This window comes from Sphingomonas sp. KR3-1, from assembly GCF_040049295.1.
GTDB lineage: Bacteria > Pseudomonadota > Alphaproteobacteria > Sphingomonadales > Sphingomonadaceae > Sphingomonas.
The window spans coordinates 25,312-44,959 of sequence record NZ_JBDZDQ010000002.1 but is presented as its reverse complement, the minus strand read 5'-3'; the positions used below and the strand labels follow the sequence as shown (position 1 = coordinate 44,959).

The window sequence follows — 19,648 nt, the reverse complement described above, 5'->3', positions numbered from 1 at the left end:
CCGTTCGCCGGGCCCCGGCACCCGTTTCGCGCATTGCGCCGCGAAGCTCCCGGCCCCTAGCTCATGCGACCATAGGGGCGGGCCAAAGGATTGGGTTAGCGTGCGAATTGGGGTCGATGTCGGGGGAACGAATACCGACGCCGTGTTGATGAACGGGGCTGAAGTGGTCGCCTGGACCAAGCAGCCGACGACGGCCGATGTGGGCTCCGGCGTCGCCGCGGCGATCCGCGCAGTGCTCGCCGATGCGCGGATCGCGCCCGAGGAAATCGCCTCGGTCATGATCGGCACCACACACTTCACCAACGCCCTGGTCGAGCGCAGCCGGCTCGACCGCGTCGGCATCCTGCGGCTCGCCAGCCCCTCGGGCGAGGCGCTGCCGCCGATGACGGGCTGGCCTGAGGCGCTGGCCGGGCAGATCGACGCGCGCACCTATCTCCTACCCGGCGGCTTCGAGTTCGACGGGCGCGAGATCGCCCCGCTCGACAAGTCGGCGATCCGCGAGGCGGCACGCGAACTGCGCGACGCCGGGATCGATTCGATCGCGATCAGCAGCGTGTTCGCGCCGGTGAACCCCTCGATGGAGGAGCGCGCCGCCGCCCTCGTGCTCGAGGAACATCCGGACGCGCGCATCACCGTCTCGCACACGCTCGGCCGGATCGGCTTCATCGAGCGCGAGAATGCCGCGATCCTGAATGCAGCGCTGGGCAGCCTCGCGGCGCACGTCGTCACGTCGTTCGAGCGGGCGCTGGCAGAAATCGGCGTCGACGCGCCGCTCTATCTGTCGCAGAATGACGGCACCCTGATCTCCGCCGATCGCGCGCGCGCCTATCCGGTGCTGACGATCGGATCGGGGCCGACCAACTCGATGCGCGGCGCCGCCTTCCTCACCGGCGTGCGCGACGCGATCGTTCTCGACGTCGGCGGCACCACCACCGATCTTGGCGTGCTCGCCAACGGTTTTCCGCGCGAATCCTCGGTCGCCGTCGATATCGGCGGGGTGCGGATCAACTTCCGCATGCCCGACATCCTGGCGCTCGGGCTGGGCGGTGGCACCCGCATCCATCTCGACCCCGCGCGCTACGGCGCCGAGGTGATCGGCGAGGACGAGCTGCGCGTCGGCCCGGACTCGGTCGGCTTCCGCATCACCGAGCAGGCGCGCCTGTTCGGCGGCACCACGCTCACGGCGAGCGATGTCGCCGTCGCCGCCGGGCGCGCCCGCTTCGGAGATCCGACCAAGCTGCCCGCGCTCTCCCGAAGCGTCCGCGATGCGCTGTGGGCGCGGATGCAGGCGATGCTCGAGGAAGCGGTCGACCGGATGAAGACCAGCCGCGGCGACGTGGTGCTGCTTGCAGTCGGCGGCGGCAATTTCCTGGTGCCGGATACGCTGCGCGGCGCTGCCCGGGTGGTACGCCCGCCGCACGCCGCGGTCGCCAATGCCGTGGGCGCGGCCATCGCCCAGGTCGGCGCGATGGTCGAGCAGGTCGTATCGTACGAACGCGAACCGCGCGAGGCGGCGCTCGACCGGCTGCGGGCCGAGGCGCGCGACCAGGCGATCGCAGCGGGCGGCATTCCCGACAGCGTCGAAATCGTGGAGATGGATGAAGTGTATCTGAGCTATCTGCCCGGCCGGGCCGCGCAGGTTCGCGTCCGCGCCGTTGCAGACCTCGCCGGCACGCCTGCCCTGGCCGCCCATGCGCATTGATCGCCAGGCGCTGCTCGATCTCGCCACCGGCGCCGCCTTTCTCGGCTCGGGCGGGGGCGGCGATCCCTATTATTCGCAGCTGCTCGGCGAGGCCGAGATCGCGCGGCGCGGCGCCTTCGAGCTGATCCCGCTCGATTCACTAGCCGATGATGCGCTGATCGCGCCGTGCGGCTGGATCGGCGCACCGACCGTCTCCGCGGAGAAGCTGCCCAACGGCCAGGAAGCGCTACTGGGCCTGCGCGAGCTGGAGCGGATCAACGGCCGCCCGATCGACGCCGTGATGGCGATCGAGATCGGCGGCGGCAACGGCTTGGCGCCGCTGCTCGCCGCAGCCGAGCTCGGCATCCCGGTGGTCGATGCCGACGGCATGGGGCGCGCGTTCCCGGAATCGCAGATGACCGTGTTCAGCATCGACGGGCTCCCGGCCTGCCCATCGGTAGTCACCTCTGCGAACGGCGAATTGCGGCTGATCGAGACCGACGACAATCTCGAACATGAGCGCCAGGCGCGCGCGCTGTCGATCGAGTTCGGCGGCAATGCCCATATGGTGGAATATCCGCTGAGCGGCGCGGCGGCGAAACGCCACGCGATTGGTGGCAGCGTCTCGGCGGCGATCGCGATCGGGGCGGCAGTGCGCATCGCGCGGGCTGCGAGCGAGGATCCGTTTGAGGCGCTGCATGCGGCACTGCGGGCCAGCGGGCTCTACCCCTTTGCCGGCACGATCTTCGACGGCAAGGTCGTCGATGTCGAGCGCGAGACGCGAGGCGGCTTTTCGGTCGGCCGCGTGGTGATCGAAGGATTCGGCGGCGAAGGGCGAATGGACCTGGAGTTCCAGAACGAGAACCTGATCGCCCGTGTCGATGGGGCGGTTCGCGCGATGGTGCCCGACCTGATCACCGTGATGGACCGCGAGACCGCCGACAGCATCACCACCGAGCGGCTGAAGTTCGGCCAGCGCGTCAAGGTGGTCGGCGCCGCCGCGCCCGCGATGCTGCGCGCCGAGCGGGCATTGACCTTTGTCGGGCCGGCCGCTTTCGGCTTTACCGAACCCTATCGTCCGATCGAGGACCTCAACGGCTGGAACCGCGGATGAGCAACGACGCCGACGACGCCTATGCCCACTCGCCGGTGCCCCAGGGAGTCACCGTCCCCGGCTGGCGGGTCGGGCTGATCGTCGCCAGCTTCTCGATCGGCCTGCCGGATTTCCTCAACGGATCGCACAACGCGCTGGCGCTCGGCTTTTCGGGCGCGGTGACCGCCGCGGTGATCGCGGGGCTGATCTTGTGCATCGGCGGATCGATGACGGCGATCGTCAGCGTGCGCACCCGGCTTTCGACCTACCTCCTCGTCCGCCGCTCGTTCGGCACCGGCGGCGCCGCGCTGATCAACACGGTGATCGCGCTGATCCATTTCTGCTGGTTCGGGGTGAACGCCTCCTTCTTCGGCGAAGCGATGGTCGAGGCGGCGCAAGCGAACGGCCTGCCGAGCAACTTCGCCGCCTTCGTGGTCCTGGGAAGCATCCTGATGATGGGCTCGACGGTAATCGGCTTCCGCGCGCTCGACCGGCTCGCGCTGGTCGCGGTACCGCTCCTAGCCGCGATCCTGCTCGCCGTGGTCGCGGTCACCTTGCGCACCCACGGCCTTGTCACCGCGCCCGATCCCAACCCGCCCGAACCGATGACCCTGGGCATCGCCGTCTCGGCGCTGATCGGCGCCTATATGCTGGCGGTTGCGACGATGCCTGACCTGTCGCGTTACACCCGCACTCCGCGCGGGGCGATCGCCAGCATGGCGCTGTCCTTCCCGATCGCCACGCCGTTGATGATGACCGCCGCCGCGATCCCCGCTCTGGCGACGCACGAGACCAGCGTGATGAAGCTGGTCGTTGCCTACGGCTTCGGCACGCCGGTGCTGTTCCTCCTGCTGCTGCCGACCTGGACGGTCAACGCGCTCAATCTCTATTCCTCGAGCCTGTCGCTCGGCAGCACCTTCCCGCGCGTGCGCCCCTGGCTGTTCACGGTCGCGGGTGGCGTGATCGGCACGATCCTGGCGCTGATGGGCATTCTCGAGGCGTTCATTCCCTTCGTGCTGTTCCTGGGACTGATCATCCCGCCGATCGCCGCGATCTATGTGATCGACGCCTGGACCCGCTACCGCACTGCTGACGCTGCGGAATCGCTGCTCGGCCTGCCCCGCTTCGACTGGCGCGCGATCGCGACCTGGCTGGCCTCGGTCGTGGTCGGGGTGCTCGGCACCTACAAGGGCTGGACGATCACCACCGTGCCCGCGCTCGATGCCACGCTCGTCGCGGGGCTGATCTACGCGGTGTTCAGGAAGCGCTGACCACCCCCGCGGCGATCAGCGCATCGATCGCCGCATCGTCGTAGCCGACCTCGCGAAGCACGTTCCGGCTGTCGGCCCCCAGCGCGTGCGGCGGGACGTCGGGCGCTTGCGGGACGCCGGTGAACTGCACTGGCTGCGGGATCACGCGCGCGACCGGGAAGCCTTCGGGCACGTCAAAGAAGCCGATCTCCTTCAGGTGCGGATCGTCGAGTATTTCCAGGGGGCTGGCCACTCGCGAGCAGGGCACGTCGATCGCCTCCAGCGCCGCGATCCAGGCAGCGGTGCTCCGAGCCTCCACGCTGGCCGCGACGATCGCGTAGAGCTCCCCGATATGCGCCTGGCGCTCGGCGGGCGACTGGAACCACGGCGCCTCGCAAACCTCCCCGCGCCCGATCGCGCCGAGGAAGCGCCGCCATTGCGGCTCGGTATAGGGCAGCACCGCGATCCAGCCATCGGCGGTGCGGAAGGGCCGGCGGTCGGGCGAAAGCAGGCGTGGATAGCCTGGAACACCGTCATTGGCGAAAGTTGCGCCGGAGAGGTGCTCGTTCATCAGGAAGGCGACCATCGCCTCGAACATCGGCACCTCTACGCGGAAGGGTCCGTTCCGCCCCCTTTCGCGCGCAAGCAGAGCCGAAAGTAAACCATAGACCAGATGCAGCGCCGCGACCTTGTCCGCGACGATCGTCGGCGCAAACTGCGGAGTGCCGTTCTGCAGGGCGGCAAGCCCGGCCAGCCCGCTCGCTGCCTGGATGATGTCATCAAAGGCGGGGCGGTCGCGATACTGGCCGCCGCGCCCGAAGCCGGTCGCCGCGCAGTGCACGATCCGCGGGTTGATCGCGACGACCTGCGCATATCCGAGACCAAGGCGATCGGCGGCGTCGAGGCGCATATTGTGGAACAGCACATCGGCGCCTTCGATCAGCCTCGCCAGCGCCGTGCGACCCTCGGGCGTCTTCAGGTCGAGCGCGAGCATGCGCTTGTTGCGGTTGTTGTTGACGAACAGCGCGCCGCCCCCCGGGCCGTGCGGATGGGCATGCCGGGCGATGTCACCCTCGAGCGGTTCCACCTTGATCACCTCGGCACCGAGATCGGCGAGGATCTGCCCTGCATAGGGCCCGAGCACCACCGCGCCGACTTCGATCACGCGCACGCCTTCGAGCAGGGGAAGCACTGCATCTCTCCGCAAAATCAATTGACTCTTATTTCCATATGGGGACAAATTAGTCCAGGATAAGAAATTGGAGAGGCCGCCAATGGAGTATCGTTTCGACCGTCTGTTCATCGGCGGCGAATGGGTCGAGCCCGTCGACGGAGGCGTGCGACCGAGCATCGATCCGGCCACCGGCAAGCCCTGGGGCGACGTCGCCTATGGCGGCAGGCAGGATGTGGACCGCGCCGTCGCGGCGGCACGCGCTGCGTTCGAGGGGCCGTGGCGCAAGATGGCGCCGTGGGAGCGCGCGGCGATCATGCGGCGCTTCGCCGATCTCTACGCGACCCAGGTCGATGCGCTGGCCCGGATCGAATCGCAGGACAATGGCCGCGCAATCCGCGAGTCGCGTGGCGATATCGGCATGCACGCGCAATATTATCACTGGTTCGCCTCGCTCGCCGACAAGCTGGGCGGGCGGACGATCCCGATGGACGACAGCGTCCACGCCTTCACTACCCGTTCGCCGGTCGGCGTGGTCGGCACGATCACGCCGTGGAACGTGCCGCTGATGGCCGCCGCCTGGAAGCTCGGCCCCGCGCTCGCCGCGGGCTGCACGGTCGTGCTCAAGCCCGCCGAGCAGACCCCGGCCTCGTCGCTGGCGCTCGCCAAGCTGTTCGAAGAAGCAGGCTTCCCGCCCGGCGTGATCAACGTCGTCCCGGGCGATGGCCCCGAGGCCGGCGCGCACCTCGTCTCGCATCCGGGCGTCGACAAGATCGCGTTCACCGGCGAGGGCGCGACCGCCAAGACGATCCTCAAGACCGGCGCCGACACGCTCAAGCGCTTCAGCTTCGAGCTCGGCGGAAAGGCACCGCATATCCTGTTCGCCGATTGCGACGTCGAGAATGCGCTCAACGCCGCGACCGGCTCGGCCTGGGCGCTGTGCGGCCAGAGCTGCGCGCTCGGCAGCCGCATCCTGGTCGAGCGGCCGATCTACGACCAGGTGATCGAGGGCTTCCGCCGCAATGCCGGCCGGGTTCGGGTGGGCAATCCGCTCGACCAGGCGACGCACATGGGGCCGCAAGCGCACCAGCAGCAGCTCGACAAGACGCTCTCCTATGTCGCGATCGGCCAGGGCGAAGGCGCCGAGCTGGTAACCGGCGGCAAGCGGCTCGACCAGGACGGCTATTTCGTCGAGCCGACCGTGTTCGCCGGCGTCGCGCCGAGCATGCGGATCGCGCAGGAAGAGATCTTCGGCCCCGTCGCCGCGATCATCCCGTTCGATGGCGAGGAAGAGGCCGTCGCGATCGCCAATGGCACGCAATATGGACTCGCGGCGGGCCTGTGGACCGGCGATGTCGGCCGCGCGCACCGCGTCGCCAACCGGATCGAGGCGGGCATCGTCTGGGTCAACACCTATCGCTACATCCGCTGGTCCACCCCCTATGGCGGCGTGAAGACCAGCGGCTGGGGCCGCGAGAACGGAGTCGAGGCGCTCGATTCCTATCTCGAGACCAAGACCACCGTCATCTCGACCACCGGCAAGTTCGCCGACCCCTTCGCCAATTGAGGAACTGAAGTCATGCGTCTGCAGGGCAAGCTCGCCATCGTCACCGCCGCCGCTTCGGGCATGGGCCGCGAGGGCGTCCGCCGCTTCGTGCGCGAAGGCGCGCGGGTCGCTGCGATCGACATCAGCTCGGAGGCGCTCAACGCGCTCGTCGCCGAGTTCGGATCGGACAAGGTGGTGCCGATCGTCGCGGACCTGCTCACGCCCGAGGGCGCGCGCGGCAGCATCGATCAGGCCGTCGAGGCGCTGGGCGGCGCCGATATCCTGTGGGCACATGCCGGCATGCCCGGCCCTGCCTCGGTCGAGAATCTCGACATGGACGCCTATCGCAAGGCGATCGACCTCAACATCACCGCCGCCGCGCTAGGCGCCGGCCAGGTCGCGCCGCACATGCGCGTGCGCGGCGGCGGCTCGATCATCTTCACCTCGTCGATCTCGGGCCTGGTCGGCTCGATGATGAGCCCGATCTACTCGGCGGCGAAATGGGGCGTGGTCGGGCTGGGCAAGAGCCTGGCGCTGGCGCTGGCCGGCGACAATATCCGCGTCAACGTCGTCTGCCCCGGCCTGGCCGACACGCCGATGAAGATCGGCTTCACCGGGCGCAGCGGCGATCCGGCCGAGGCGGCGGCGAACGAGGCGAAGGTAGTAGGCGCGGTGCCGATGGGCCGGCTGGTCAAGCCCGGCGAAGTTGCCGACGCTGCGCTGTGGCTCGCCTCGGACGAAGCCAGCTTCGTCACCGGCGTGGCGCTTCCCGTCGATGGCGGCTTCACGGCGCGCTGAGCGTGGCATATCGCCCTCTCTTCCACCCTCCAGCGGGCGATTGCGGACATGACGGTAAAGCAGGCGGAGAACGCGCTTCAGGTGCTGGAATATTTCGCCGAGCGCCGGCGCCCCGCCACCGCCGCGGAGATCGCGGACGATCTTGGCTGGCCGCGCTCGAGCACCTTCAAGCTGCTCGGCACGCTGGCGGCGCGGGGCTATCTCTACGAGCCGCAAGCGCGCGGCGGCCATTATCCGAGCCCGCGCTGGCTGGAACTGGCCGAGCAGGTGGCGCAGGCCGACCCGCTGCCGCCCGCGCTGCAGCGGCTGGTTCAGGAGGTCAGTGCCGAGACCGGCGAGACCACCGCGATCTCGGCCCCGGCGGGCACGCATGCGATGTTTGTCGCGGTGAAGGAATCGCGCCACGCGGTCCGCTATTTCGCGCAGGTGGGCGACCGGGTGCCGATCCATGCCAGCTCGGCGGGCCGCGCGCTGCTCGCCCAGATGGCGCCGGACGAGCGCCAGGCGCTCTACCGCAAGATCGACTTCGCCCGCTATTCGGCAACCACGCCGATGACGCCGGAGCGAGTCGAGGCCGAGCTGGCCGAGGCCGCAGCGCGCGGCTGGCACCAGAGCAATGCGGAATATACGCCGGACCTGGCCGGCGTCGCCCTGCCACTGTCGACCAGCGGCCGGCGCCTGTCGATCGTCGTGGTCGGCCCGGTCTCGCGTTGCCTCGAGCGGCGGCCGGAGATGGCTGCGGTGCTGGCGCGGCACGTGGGGAAGCTGGGCTGAGCCCACTCCCCTCCCTGCAAGGGAGGGGCCGAGGGTGGGTTGCGAACGCAGCGAGCCCCGCTGCCAGGAACAAAGGAAAATCTCGGGCATCGAGCCCGACCTTTTCCAACCCGCCCCTAGCCCCTCCCTTGCAGGGAGGGGAACAGCAGACCCCGCTCCCAACAATCCCGATGCCCGGCCCATGCAGGCGCGAGCACGCCCTTCACCGAGAGGAAGCCCATGTCCAACGATCCCCGCGCGGCGATCGCCGCTGAACCCATGCGCCTGGCGCAGATCGCGGTGGTCGCGGTCTGCATCGCGTTGAACGCGCTCGACGGCTTCGACGTGCTGGCGATCAGCTTCGCCGCGCCCGGGATCGCCAAGGAGTGGGGTGTCGACAAGGCGGTGCTCGGCGTGGTGCTGTCGATGGAGCTGATCGGCATGGCCGCAGGATCGGTGCTGCTCGGCAATCTCGCCGACCGGATCGGGCGGCGCCCGACGATCCTCGCCTGCCTGTGCGTGATGGCGCTGGGCATGTTCGGCGCAGCGCACGCGACCGGGGTGGAGATGCTTTCCGCAATTCGGCTGTTCACCGGGCTGGGCATCGGCGGCATGCTCTCCGCGACGAGCGCGATGGTCGCCGAATTCTCGAACAGCCGCCGCCGCGGGCTGGCGACCGTGCTCAACATCGCCGGCTATTCGACCGGGGCGATCCTGGGCGGGCTGGTCGCCGCCAGGCTGCTCGCGGGCAGCGGCGACTGGCGCAGCGTGTTCCTGTTCGGCGGCACGATGACGGTGGTGGCGCTGCCCCTCGCCTTCTTCCTGCTGCCCGAATCGATCGAGTCGCTGCTCGCCCGGCGCCCGGCCAACGCGCTGGCGGCGATCAACCGCACGCTCGCACGTCTCCGGCGCGCGCCGATCGAGGCACTGCCGCCGGTGGACGAAGCACGCGCCCGCCCGTCGATCCTCGCGCTGTTCTCGCGCGACTATCGCGCCGTCACGATCCTGCTGACAATCGCCTATTTCGCGCAGATCACCTTCTTCTACTACATCCAGAAATGGGTGCCGAAGATCGTCGTCGACATGGGCTTCGACGCGGCACAGGCGGCGCGGGTGCTGGTGTTCGCCAATGTCGGCAATCTGCTCGGCGCGCTCGCTATCGGCCTCGCCACCCAGGACCTGCCGCTGCGCCCGCTGATCGCCGGGGCGATGCTGGTCGGCGTCGCCGCGATCGGTGTGTTTGGGCTGGGCTTCCACGACCTGACTTTGCTTTCGCTGAGCGTCGCGGTGGCGGCCTTCTTCGTCAACGCCGGTGTGGTCGGCATCTACCCGCTGCTCGCGCATGCCTATCCGGCCGAACTGCGCGCCAGCGGCACCGGCTTCGTCATCGGCATCGGCCGCGGTGGGTCGGCGGTGGGGCCGCTGCTTGCCGGCACCTTGTTCGCCGGCGGTGCCGGACTGCTCACCGTGTCGCTGGTGATGGGCCTGGGCGGGATCATCGCGGCGACGGCGATCGTGCTGCTGCGGCCCAAGCGCTAAGGCCCCGATCCTACACAGCCGCCCGCACCGACTCGGCAAAGTTCACGAAGTCTACGCCAAGGGCTGGTTTTGGCGGTGCTTAAGTTGACTAACTTCCCGCAAACGCGTCGCATCTCGCAACATCCTTGCGTGCGCGGGATCCTATCTTTCCAACATTTCAAAGAGCGGCCGGCCAGTGCGCCGGCCGCGTGAGGCAAGCAGGCGAAATCCTACATTGCAAGAGGGTGCTATTGCACCGAGCGCAGCAGGATGCTGGTCTCGCTGTTGAGCACCCCTTCCACCGTGCGCATCTCGCGCAGCACCCGATCGAGATCGATCAGCGATTCCGCCTGCACCTCGGCGACCAGGTCCCAGGCGCCGTTGGTGGTGTGGAGCGCGGTGATCTCGGGCAGGCCACGCAGCGCGCGGATCACGGCGCTGGTCGAGGCGCCCGCCACTTCGATCAGGGTGATCGCCCGCACGCCGTCCCGGGCGCCGCGCTCCTCGGCGCGCACCGTGAACCCCAGGATCGCGCCCGATTCGAGCAAGCGGTCGAGCCGCGCCTGCACCGTGGCGCGCGATACCTTGAGCGCGGCCGCCAGCCGCGAGACCGGGGCGCGGCCATCGGCACGGAGCAGCGAGATGAGCTGGCGATCGAGCGAGTCGAGAAGGATCATGCAGATTGCCTAGCATGACCCTGCATTTTGCCGAACGATTACCCGACAGCTACGCAATCCGATAATTTTTCCTGACAACCTGCGGAGCTACCCTTGTCCCGAAACGCAAATAGGGGAAGCAGCATGACAGTGTATGTCGGGGTGGAGGATCTTTGCCGGCTGGTCGGATCGGTCGGCGTCGAGGCATTTATCACAGGCATCGCCGCGCGCGTGGAAAGCGACTTCCGCCGCTGGGAGGAATTCGACAAGGCGCCCCGGTACGCCAGTCATTCGCCGGACGGAGTGATCGAGCTGATGCCCGCGGCGGATCGCGCGCGATTCAGCTTCAAATACGTCAATGGGCACCCGAAAAACACGAAACTCGGGCTGCAGACCGTCGCGGCGTTCGGGGTGCTGGCGGATGTCGATACCGGCTATCCGGTGCTGCTGAGCGAGATGACGCTGCTGACCGCGCTGCGCACCGCGGCGACCTCGGCGCTGGCGGCGCGCTACCTGGCGCGGCCGAACAGCCGGACGATGGCGATCATCGGCCTCGGCGCCCAGTCCGAGTTCCAGGCGATCGGCTTCCGCGCGCTGTGCGGGATCGAGCGGCTGCAGATATGGGACATCGACCCCGCCGCCACCGCCAAGTTCCGCGCCAACATGGCCGGGCTGGGCTTCCAGGTGACCGCGGCGAGCTCGGCACAGGACGCGGTGCTCGGCGCGGACATCGTCACCACCGTCACCGCCGACAAGGCGCAGGCGACGATCCTCTCCGACAACATGGTCGGCGCGGGCATCCACATCAACGCGGTGGGCGGCGACTGCCCGGGCAAGACCGAGCTGGCGCCAGCGATCCTGTCGCGCGGCACCGTGTTCGTCGAATATCCCGAGCAGACCCGCATCGAAGGCGAGATCCAGCAGATGCCCGCGGACTTCCCGGTGACCGAGCTGTGGAAGGTGTTCGCCGGCCAGGCGCCGGGGCGCAGCAGCGCCGACGAGATCACTATCTTCGACTCGGTCGGCTTCGGGATCGAGGACTTCTCCGCCCTCTCCTACCTCCACGACCTGATCGAAGGCCGCGACGACCTGCGCCGGCTCGACCTGATCGTCGAGCCGAGCGATCCGCGCGACCTGTTCGGGCTGGTCAGCGGGCGGGAAGCCATCCAGCGCGCGGCGTAAAGGAGGACTGCGCCACATCGAACCTGCCGTTCCCCGGCGGAAGCCGGGGAACAAGATGCCGGTAGGATCGCCCTAGAGCTTCACCGTCCGCAGGATTACCTGACGGTCGCCGACATGGACGGGCTGGGCAGTGGCGGGACGAGCCGCCACCAGCGCCTGCCCGGCCGGGCCCAGCCCGTAGCGGGTGCGCAGCCAGGTCAGCTCGGGCACCGGCGCCTTGGGATCGAGCAGCACCTTGACGTCGAGGCTGCGGCAACCCTGGCCGGTGCAGCCGATATAGCGCAGCGGGCCGCTGGTCCTGGGCGTGGTTCCCTGCACGGTGATCCCGCGGACGGCGTCGCCCTTGCCGAAGAACAGCTCCTGCCGGTCGGAAAGCGGCGAAACCGCGCGCAGGCGGATCGTGCGGCCGGCGGCATCACGGGTATCGGAGAGGACCGTCAGCGCGCCATCCTCGGCGATCGCCGGCGCGGGCGCCTGCCACGAATTGCCCCATTCGACCGGATTGCCGGACTCGCGCGCGGTATCGGCGAAAGGCGCGGCCTGGCGCATCGCGGCGGGCAGCGGGCCGTTGTCCTCGATCGAGAAGCTCGGCTTGCCGTCGATCTGGCGATAGACGATCGGCAAATGGCGCGGCGCGTCGATGCTGAAGGCCGGGACGAGCAGCGCCGCGATGCCGGCGCCGGCGAGCAGGACGCCGTTCGCCGCGGACGCCAGCCAGGCCGGCGCCTCGCGGAAGACGGCAAGGAACAGCAGCAGAAAGACGAGCAGCAGCACGATCGGCGCGGCATGTTCGGGGAACAGGCCGTCCTGGAATCCGCCCATCACCGGCAAGGCAAGCAACGCGAAGGCGATGCCCGCCAGCGCCGCCAGCCAGGGCGTCGCCGGCGCGAGGCGGGGCACGAAGCTCGCCGCCACCGCCGCGATCACGAAGAGCAAGGGCCACACCGCAAGCACCGACAGGCCGGGGACGAAAGCGAACAGCCCGAGGACGATCGCGGCGAACCAGGCCCAGGCCGAAGCGGCGAGCTGCACGCCGCTGGTCACGCGGAGCGCACGTAGCGCCAGCGTCGCGCCGGCAAGCGCGGCGGCTCCCTGCAAGAGGCGCAAGGCGGCGGGATAGGCGGTCGCATAGTCGGCCTCGCTGCGCAGCAGTGCGACGAGCGCCGTCACCGCGATCGCCAGCACCGCGCCCATCAACAGCGCGACCAGCGGCGCGAGCGCCGTCCGGACCGAAGCGCCCGCGCGTTCGCGCACGAAGAGCAGGACCGAAGCCCCGAAGCCGAGCAGCATCAGCCCGAGCGCCACCGGCTTGGCCAGCACCAGGAACAGCGCGCCATTCAGGTCGACGAACAGCTTCTGGCCCTCGGCACCCGCCTTGGCGCCGCTACGCGGCTGGGTCGCGAAGCCCTGCACCGCCGCGAGCGCGCTGTTGCCCATGTGCTGGACAGTGGCGCGATCGAGATGGGCGAGATTGTCGAGCGGAGTGTGATAGCGCTTGCCGCCGCCGATCACCGCGAAGTTCGCCGCATCGACGCCGAGCGGCAGCAGCACGGTAAGGTCGGTATCGTTGGGCAGGATCGAATAAAGGTCGCTCGCCAGCGAATTGGCGGCGGGAACCTGCCCGCCCGCGCCGAGCGCGGCGACGTCGCGGCCATTGGGCGTGCTCGTCTGGAACATGTTGGCCGGCCCGGTGGTGCCGCGCGCCTCGAGGTTGACCACCGCGCCCACCCGCCTGGCGAGCGGGTCTTCGGCGGCAAAGGCGGCGGCGCCGACGAGTCCGGCCTCCTCGGCATCGGTGACCAGCACCAGCACCGGGCGGCGGGGCGGGTTCGCCTTGAGGAGGTGCGCGATCTCGAGCGCCACGGCGACGCCCATGCCGTCGTCGGCGGCGCCGGGGCCGGCGGGGACCGAGTCATAGTGGGCGGCGATCGCGATCGCGTCGTCGCCGGGCGCGGTGACCCAGAAGCGCAGGTTGCGCGGGCGCGCGCAGATCGCGGCGCCCTTGCGCGCGGTATTGCAATGGAAACGCTCGTCGATCTCGGGCGTGAAGCCGAGCGCGCGGACCTGCTGCATCAGCCGCTGGAGCACCGCTTCATTGGCGGGCGTGCCGGCGGGATGCGGGCGCTGATCGCCGAGGATCGTCGCGAGCCGCGCGACCGCGCGCTGCGTGTCGAACGCGCCGGCGCTGCCCGGGGCGCTGACGCCGATCGGGCGGACCGTCCAGACCAGGAGCAGCACGAGACAGAGCGCCGCGAGCCGCCAGCCCGCCTGAAATCGCGAAATCCCCATCCTGCTCCCCCTTCTTCTTCGGGCGCGATCATTCCAGCCGATCGCCCGCGCGACAAGGGCGCAGGCGGGTAAGGCGCTCAGCCGAGCAGGTTCTTGTGGACCACGCCGTCCTTGACGATCAGCAGCAGGTTGCGCGCGGGATCCTCGAGCAGGGGGAGATCGTCGAGCGGGTTGCCGCGGACGAGCAGCAGATCGGCCCAGGCCCCTTCCTTGACCACGCCGAGCGGCGCGGCGCGATAGGGATTGCGCTTGCCGCTGCGGGCGAACAGCGCGCAATTGCCCGAGGTCGCGATGCGCAGCACCTCGGCATTGGAGAAGATCGCGCCGAGCCGGGGCAGCATCGCGTTCTCCGTCCGCGATTCCGCGGTGCGGGCGAACAGGTCGGTGCCGAAGGCGACCGGGACGCCGTGCTTCTTCGCCAGGCCGACGCTCGATCGCCAGCCGGCATCGCCGAGCGATTCATGCGCCTTTTCCAGCTGCGCCGGGCTGAGGACATTGTCGCCGGTCTCGAAGGGCTGGGTGGAGAGCCAGGCGCCCTTCTCGGCCATCAGCGCGGCGGTGGCGTCGTCGATCAGATGGCCGTGCTCGATCGAGACCACGCCGGCCTCCAAGCAGCGGCGCACGCCGGCGGCGGTGTAGACATGCGCGCAGGCATAGGTGCCCCAGTCGCTCGCCGCCTGGACGATCGCGCGCAGCTCCTCGGGGGTGAACTGGAGCGTGTCGATCGGATCGAAGTCCGAGGTGACGCCGCCTCCGGCCATGATCTTGACCTGGGTGGCGCCGCGCTTGAACTGCTGGCGCGCGGCGGCGAGCACTTCGGGCACGCCGTTCGCCACCGCCGTCATCCCCATGCGGCGATAGCGCGAGGGCGCGCCGCCCAGGGTCGGCGGCAGCTCATCGGCGGGATCGAAATCGCCGTGGCCGGAGGTCTGCGAGATCGCCGCGCCGCTCGGGTAGCAGCGCGGGCCGGGCATGATGCCGCGCTCGATCGCGTCGCGGATGCCGAAGATCGAGCCGGCGGTGTCGCGCACCGTGGTGAAGCCGCGCAACAGCTGGCGCTCGGCATCCTTGAAGACGAGCGCGACCGAGACCGGGTCTTCCGGCCCCACCCAGGGCACGCCCTTCACGGCCGCCATGTGCCAATGCGCATCGGTGAGGCCGGGCATCAGCGTCTGCCCTGCCCCGTCGATCACCGTGGCGCCCGCCGGCACCGCGATGTCGCCGGCCGAGACCGCGTCGATCCGGTTGCCGGTGATCCGGACATTGCGCGCCGCGCGCGGGCTCCCGGTGCCGTCGAACAGCCAGGCGCCCTTGATCAGGAGCGTCGGCGGCGCCGGATCCGGCGCGCGGGCAGCACCGAGCAGCGGCGAGGCGAGCAGCCCGCGCAGCGCGGTGCGGCGGCTCAGTTCCATCGCTACGCCGCCGCGCCGGTGAAGCGCTCGACTCCGTCGACAAAGGTGCGCAGCACGCCGGTCTTGAGATACTGGTCGCTCGGCACGGTGAGCAGGTCGCGATCGAGGACGACCAGGTCGGCGAGATAGCCCGGCGCGATGCGGCCCATCCGATCCTCGCTGAAGCCGGCATAGGCCGCGGTGCGGGTATAGGCGGTGAGCGTCGCCTCGATCGAGACGCGCTGCTCGGGATGCCAGCCGTTCGGATTGGCGCCGTCGATCGTGTGGCGCGTCACCGCGGCGTCGATGCCGGTCAGCGGATCGATCGGCGCGACCGGCCAGTCCGAGCCGAAGCAGGTCGTCACCCCGGCCTTGAGCAGGGTGTGGAAGGCATAGGTGCGGTTCAGCCGCTCCTCGCCGATCCGCTTGACCGCCCAGCGCCCGTCATCGGCGGCGTGATAGGGCTGGACCGAGGCGATGACCTTCTGGCGCGCCATGCGGTTCCAGGCGCCGGGGCTGAGATGCTGGGCATGCTCGATGCGGAAGCGCCGGTCGCGCGGGCCGTTGCGGCGGGCGGCATCGAGATAGATGTCGAGCACCGTGTCGTTCGCCTCGTCGCCGATCGCATGGGTGGTCATCGCCAGACCGGCGGCATCCGCTGCCGGGATCCATTGCCGCATGTCCTCGACGCGGGTGGTCCATACGCCGCGCTGGTCGTGCGCATCGACATAGGGCGCGTAGAAGCGCGCGGTGCGGGCGCCGAGCGAGCCGTCGGACACGCATTTGAGCGCGCCCCAGCGCACCCAGTCGTCGCCCCGCCCCTCCGCCTTGACCAGCGCGAGCATCCGCTCCCAATCGGCGAGCGGCACGAAGGAATAGAAGCGCAGCCCCGTCGGCCCCTTCGCGCGCAGCCGGCGGGCGGCATCCTGCACCGACCAGTCGACCTCGGTATTGTGGACCTGCGCGACGCCCTTGCTCAGCGCATTCTCGATGCCGCGCCGCATATATTGGTCGATCATCGCCTCGGTGGGCGGCGGGATGACCTGGAGCACGCGGCGGGTGGCATTGTCCTTGAGCACGCCGGTCGGCTCGCCGCGCTCGTCGCGCTCGATAACGCCGCCGGCAATGTCGGGCGTGTTGCGATCGATCCCGGCCAGCCTGAGCGCCGCCGAGTTGAGGAACAGCGAGTGGAGATCGGTTCGCGGGATCGCGATCGGGACGTCGGCGGTCACCGCATCGACCCATTCCTTGCGCGGCAGCTGGCCGCCGAAGCGCTGCTCGTCCCACGGGCCGCCGGTGAGCCACTGGCCGCGGGGCACGTCGCGCACCGCCTTACCGATCCGCGCGACCCATTCCTCGCGCGAGCGGACCTCGAGCAGGTCGGGCTGGGTGAGGTTGGGCGAGCCGCGCAGGAAATGGGTGTGGCAATCGGTGAAGGCGGGCATGACGAACGCGCCCTTGCAATCGATCACGCGCGTCGTCGTGCCCGTGGCGGAGCGCACCGCCCGCGCGCCGAGCGCCGCGATGCGGTTGCCGGCGATGCCGACCGCGTCGGACATGCCCGCGCCGCCCGTCCACACGCGCGCGTTGACCAGCGCGATGTCGAGCGTGCCGGCCGCGGCGAAGGCCGGCCCGCACAGCATCGCCGCGCCTCCCGATGCGATGAAGCCGCGCCGCGAAATCTCATGCGCCATGATCCGCCCCTTCCGTTCCATATCGCGTCAAGGCCAGGTGAAGGCGAAGCGCAGCGTCTCGGTGACCGAGCGGCTGGGCACGGTGATGTGCACCTCGCCCGGATAGAGCTCGAACCGGCTGCGCAGGCCATAGGCGGAAAGCGGCTCGATCCGCTTGGCGAAGGCCTGGGGATCCCAGCGCTCGAGCGCGGTCTCGTCGCGTTCGCCGGCGACGACCATTATGCGCGCGACCTTGGCGATCTTGCCCGATGCCAGGCCAGCGGCGAAATCGCGTTCCTCCTTGAGCATCTCCTGCTCCTGCCAGAACAGCGACGGGCTCGCCGCGACGATCGCGTGGAAGGCGCCGGGCCGGGTAAGCAGCGCATGCGCGGCGAACAGGCCGCCGAGCGAATGGCCGAACAGCGCCTGGCGGGCGGGATTGACCGGGAAGCGCTTGCCGATCTCGGTGCGCAGCGGCCCGGTGAGGAAATCGAGGAACCGCTCCCAATGGCCATAGGGGGACTTGCCCAGCGCCTCCCAGGGCGGCGGCGGCGGGCCGCCGGTCAGGTCGTCGAGCCGGCGGATGTCATAGGCGGCATCGCCCGGATAGCCGACGCCGACGACGATCGACTTGCCGATATCGGTGCCCTCCTGGATCCGCCGCGCCTCGGCAAAGCCGGCGAACATCGCGTTGCCGTCGAGCACGTAGAGCACCGGGAAGCCGCCCGGGGGCGGCGCGATGTCCTTGCCGGGATAGGAGACGAAGATGCGGTAGATCGCGCCGTTGGGCGCGGTCATGTCCCACATCTGGGTGGAGGGCATGGTGTAGCCCGGCACGGCAGGCGTGGGCACCGCCGCGGGCACGGGCGCAGCCTGCTGGGCCTGCGCGGCGGTTGCCGAAAGCGCCAGGGCGATGGCCCCGGCTTTCCATGAACGGGTCACTGGGTCTCTCCATGCGGCTGGTGCTGAGCGAGGGTGAAGGCCGGCTCGGGCGTGCCGGTGCCGAGCACCCGGTCGGCGAGATAGCGGCCCACCGCGGGGCCGTGCTTGAACCCGTGGCCGCTGCCGCCGCCGGCGATCCAGGCATTGGCCCAGCCCGGATGGCGATCGATCAGCAGATGGCCGTTGTCGCTATTCTCATATTGGCAGACCCGCGATTCCGCGAGCGGGCGGCGGGCGAGATCGGGGAAGCGCCGGGCGAGATAGGCGCGGACCTTGGCCAGCGCTTCCTCGGTGACGACGCGGTCGGCGCCGTCCGGATCGAAGCGCGGGCCGTGGCGATCGAGCGCGATCTTGAAGCCGCGATATTCGATGTCCGGAAAGCCATAATGCAAATCAATATCACTGGCATCGACCCAAGCGGGCTGCTTGCTGCCCTCGAACCGGTCGTCGCCCGGCGCGGGGGCGAAGAAGAACACGTCCTGGCGCGTCGGCACGATGCGGCTGCCGACCACCTCGGGGAACAGCCTGGGCAGCCAGGGACCGCAGGCGAAGACGAAGCGATCGGCGCGGAGCGTCTCGCCGCCATTGCCGGTGATCGCCGCGAGCGCCGCTCCGGTGGCGTGCGGCGGATCGACGGCGAACGGGCGGAAGCTGCCGCCGGCCGCCACGAACTCGCGCACCAGCGTCTGGACGCTGCGCCGGGCCATCAGCGCGCCCATGGTCGGCTGCAGGATGCCGACCGCGATGCCGTCGAAGTTCATCTGCGGCCAGCGCCGCGTGAGATCGGCCGCGCCGAGCTTCTCGATCGGGATGCCGAGCCCGCGTTGCAGCGCGATGCTCGCGTCGATCTTCGCGCTGTCCTGGCCATAGATGTAGAGCGCGCCGACATCGTGGAAGATCGGGCTCTCGTGCCGCTTCGACAGCGCCTGCCACTCGGCGAGCGATTCCCAGGCCCAGCGGGTATAGAGTGCGTTGCCGGCATATTCGGTGCGGATCAGCCGGGTCTCGCCGCCCGAGGAGCTGCGCGCATGCGCCGCGCCCCAGGCATCGACGAGCAGCACCTTCTCGCCGCGGCGCTGCAACGTCCATGCGGTCCAGGCGCCGAACACGCCGGCACCGACGACGATGACGTCCCAACCGCTGCCCGCCCTCGCCCGCACGGGCACGCTCGCCAGCGTGGGCAAGGCCGCAGCGCCACCGATCAGGTGCCGCCGCGAGAGCGTCACTGGCCCTGCGCCGAACCGGGATTGGCGGCGCGCCACGCATCGAGCCGCGCCAGCCACTGCGACGCCAGGATCGGGCCCTGCGCGGTGGTCTCGCTGTGCCAGGCGACGTTCTTGCGCATCTCGAGCCAGAAGGCCGGCCCGGTCGCCAGGCCCAGCGACTTCGCCTTGGCATCCATCGCCGCCTGCTGCGCCGGCGTGGCGGGGGTCTTGGGATAGGGCTTGAACAGCAGCACGTCCCAGCCCTCACCCTCTTCGTGGATGAACATCTGGGTGCGCGGCTGGCCGCCCGCGGCCGAGACTTCGTCCCACAGCGCGAGCTTGCGGATGAAGTCTTCCTGCCGGCCCGGCGCCATGCGGAAGACCTCGAAGGCGGCCTTGGGAAACGGCTCTTCCGCTGCGGGCGGCTGGGCGAAGCCGATCGCCGGAACGAGCAGAACGGCGAGCAATGTCAAAGCCTTCATCTGAACCCCCTGTTTGGA

The 19,648-nt window shown here is 69.7% G+C and carries 16 protein-coding genes; 8 read left to right on the top strand and 8 right to left on the bottom strand.

What is annotated here, in order from left to right; all coding sequences use genetic code 11:
- The first annotated feature begins 100 nt into the window (after positions 1 to 100).
- From ABLE38_RS12350 to ABLE38_RS12340, 3 genes are read left to right on the top strand one after another with little or no spacing between them, the layout of a single operon-like run.
- Entirely contained in the window at positions 101 to 1,702 is a 1,602-nt protein-coding gene (locus ABLE38_RS12350; protein ID WP_348974526.1) for a hydantoinase/oxoprolinase family protein, read from the top strand.
- A complete protein-coding gene (locus tag ABLE38_RS12345) occupies positions 1,692 to 2,795 on the top strand; it encodes a DUF917 domain-containing protein (protein WP_348974525.1) in 1,104 nt (367 codons plus the stop codon). The genes ABLE38_RS12350 and ABLE38_RS12345 overlap by 11 nt, the downstream gene beginning before the upstream one ends.
- Complete coding sequence (locus ABLE38_RS12340) at positions 2,792 to 4,045, top strand: cytosine permease (protein WP_348974524.1); 1,254 nt, start codon at positions 2,792 to 2,794, stop codon at positions 4,043 to 4,045. Before ABLE38_RS12345 ends, ABLE38_RS12340 begins: the two co-directional genes overlap by 4 nt.
- On the opposite strand, the gene ABLE38_RS12335 is transcribed toward ABLE38_RS12340, so the two are convergent.
- A complete protein-coding gene (locus ABLE38_RS12335) occupies positions 4,032 to 5,216 on the bottom strand; it encodes a CoA transferase (protein WP_348974523.1) in 1,185 nt (394 codons plus the stop codon). The two genes, ABLE38_RS12340 and ABLE38_RS12335, sit on opposite strands and share 14 nt — an antisense overlap.
- Positions 5,217 to 5,298: 82 nt before the next feature.
- Between ABLE38_RS12335 and ABLE38_RS12330 the strand changes: the two genes are divergently transcribed.
- From ABLE38_RS12330 to ABLE38_RS12315, 4 genes are all read left to right on the top strand, one after another.
- Positions 5,299 to 6,762, top strand: a complete 1,464-nt coding sequence (locus ABLE38_RS12330) for an aldehyde dehydrogenase (RefSeq protein ID WP_348974522.1) — start codon at positions 5,299 to 5,301, stop codon at positions 6,760 to 6,762.
- Positions 6,763 to 6,774: 12 nt separating this feature from the next.
- Positions 6,775 to 7,539, top strand: a complete 765-nt coding sequence (locus ABLE38_RS12325) for an SDR family NAD(P)-dependent oxidoreductase (RefSeq protein ID WP_348974521.1) — start codon at positions 6,775 to 6,777, stop codon at positions 7,537 to 7,539.
- Between the two features lie 48 nt (positions 7,540 to 7,587).
- Positions 7,588 to 8,313, top strand: a complete 726-nt coding sequence (locus ABLE38_RS12320) for an IclR family transcriptional regulator (protein ID WP_348974520.1) — start codon at positions 7,588 to 7,590, stop codon at positions 8,311 to 8,313.
- 219 nt (positions 8,314 to 8,532) lie between these two features.
- Positions 8,533 to 9,831, top strand: a complete 1,299-nt coding sequence (locus ABLE38_RS12315) for an MFS transporter (RefSeq protein ID WP_348974519.1) — start codon at positions 8,533 to 8,535, stop codon at positions 9,829 to 9,831.
- 227 nt (positions 9,832 to 10,058) lie between these two features.
- Here ABLE38_RS12315 and ABLE38_RS12310 read toward each other — a convergent pair whose 3' ends face one another.
- On the bottom strand, positions 10,059 to 10,487 hold the full coding sequence (locus ABLE38_RS12310) for an Lrp/AsnC family transcriptional regulator (RefSeq protein WP_348974518.1): 429 nt from the start codon (positions 10,485 to 10,487) through the stop codon (positions 10,059 to 10,061).
- Between the two features lie 123 nt (positions 10,488 to 10,610).
- On the opposite strand from ABLE38_RS12310, the gene ABLE38_RS12305 reads away from it, so the two are divergent.
- A complete protein-coding gene (locus ABLE38_RS12305; RefSeq protein WP_348974517.1) occupies positions 10,611 to 11,648 on the top strand; it encodes an ornithine cyclodeaminase in 1,038 nt (345 codons plus the stop codon).
- A 72-nt stretch (positions 11,649 to 11,720) separates the two neighbouring features.
- On the opposite strand, the gene ABLE38_RS12300 is transcribed toward ABLE38_RS12305, so the two are convergent.
- From ABLE38_RS12300 to ABLE38_RS12275, 6 genes are all read right to left on the bottom strand, one after another.
- Positions 11,721 to 13,937, bottom strand: coding sequence for a M20/M25/M40 family metallo-hydrolase (locus ABLE38_RS12300; protein WP_348974516.1), 2,217 nt, complete (start codon positions 13,935 to 13,937; stop codon positions 11,721 to 11,723).
- Positions 13,938 to 14,014: 77 nt separating this feature from the next.
- Positions 14,015 to 15,349: an amidohydrolase family protein gene (locus tag ABLE38_RS12295; protein WP_348974515.1), complete on the bottom strand. Its 1,335-nt coding sequence runs from the start codon at positions 15,347 to 15,349 to the stop codon at positions 14,015 to 14,017.
- 2 nt (positions 15,350 to 15,351) lie between these two features.
- On the bottom strand, positions 15,352 to 17,022 hold the full coding sequence (locus ABLE38_RS12290; RefSeq protein WP_348974514.1) for an amidohydrolase family protein: 1,671 nt from the start codon (positions 17,020 to 17,022) through the stop codon (positions 15,352 to 15,354).
- 27 nt (positions 17,023 to 17,049) lie between these two features.
- Positions 17,050 to 17,943 (bottom strand): alpha/beta hydrolase-fold protein, encoded by an 894-nt coding sequence (locus ABLE38_RS12285; protein WP_348974513.1) that lies wholly within the window; start codon positions 17,941 to 17,943, stop codon positions 17,050 to 17,052.
- Entirely contained in the window at positions 17,940 to 19,169 is a 1,230-nt protein-coding gene (locus ABLE38_RS12280; protein WP_348974512.1) for an FAD-dependent oxidoreductase, read from the bottom strand. The genes ABLE38_RS12285 and ABLE38_RS12280 overlap by 4 nt, the downstream gene beginning before the upstream one ends.
- A complete protein-coding gene (locus tag ABLE38_RS12275; protein ID WP_348974511.1) occupies positions 19,166 to 19,630 on the bottom strand; it encodes a hypothetical protein in 465 nt (154 codons plus the stop codon). The genes ABLE38_RS12280 and ABLE38_RS12275 overlap by 4 nt, the downstream gene beginning before the upstream one ends.
- Positions 19,631 to 19,648: the final 18 nt, after the last annotated feature.

What these genes read in the sequence shown, in the direction of transcription:
- ABLE38_RS12345 (WP_348974525.1), top strand. Translation starts at nt 1,692, where the DNA reads ATGCGCATTGATCGCCAGGCGCTGCTCGATCTCGCCACCGGCGCCGCC.
- ABLE38_RS12340 (WP_348974524.1), top strand. Translation starts at nt 2,792, where the DNA reads ATGAGCAACGACGCCGACGACGCCTATGCCCACTCGCCGGTGCCCCAG.
- ABLE38_RS12330 (WP_348974522.1), top strand. Translation starts at nt 5,299, where the DNA reads ATGGAGTATCGTTTCGACCGTCTGTTCATCGGCGGCGAATGGGTCGAG.
- ABLE38_RS12325 (WP_348974521.1), top strand. Translation starts at nt 6,775, where the DNA reads ATGCGTCTGCAGGGCAAGCTCGCCATCGTCACCGCCGCCGCTTCGGGC.
- ABLE38_RS12320 (WP_348974520.1), top strand. Translation starts at nt 7,588, where the DNA reads ATGACGGTAAAGCAGGCGGAGAACGCGCTTCAGGTGCTGGAATATTTC.
- ABLE38_RS12315 (WP_348974519.1), top strand. Translation starts at nt 8,533, where the DNA reads ATGTCCAACGATCCCCGCGCGGCGATCGCCGCTGAACCCATGCGCCTG.
- ABLE38_RS12310 (WP_348974518.1), bottom strand. Translation starts at nt 10,487, where the DNA reads ATGATCCTTCTCGACTCGCTCGATCGCCAGCTCATCTCGCTGCTCCGT.
- ABLE38_RS12305 (WP_348974517.1), top strand. Translation starts at nt 10,611, where the DNA reads ATGACAGTGTATGTCGGGGTGGAGGATCTTTGCCGGCTGGTCGGATCG.
- ABLE38_RS12300 (WP_348974516.1), bottom strand. Translation starts at nt 13,937, where the DNA reads ATGGGGATTTCGCGATTTCAGGCGGGCTGGCGGCTCGCGGCGCTCTGT.
- ABLE38_RS12295 (WP_348974515.1), bottom strand. Translation starts at nt 15,349, where the DNA reads ATGGAACTGAGCCGCCGCACCGCGCTGCGCGGGCTGCTCGCCTCGCCG.
- ABLE38_RS12290 (WP_348974514.1), bottom strand. Translation starts at nt 17,022, where the DNA reads ATGGCGCATGAGATTTCGCGGCGCGGCTTCATCGCATCGGGAGGCGCG.
- ABLE38_RS12275 (WP_348974511.1), bottom strand. Translation starts at nt 19,630, where the DNA reads ATGAAGGCTTTGACATTGCTCGCCGTTCTGCTCGTTCCGGCGATCGGC.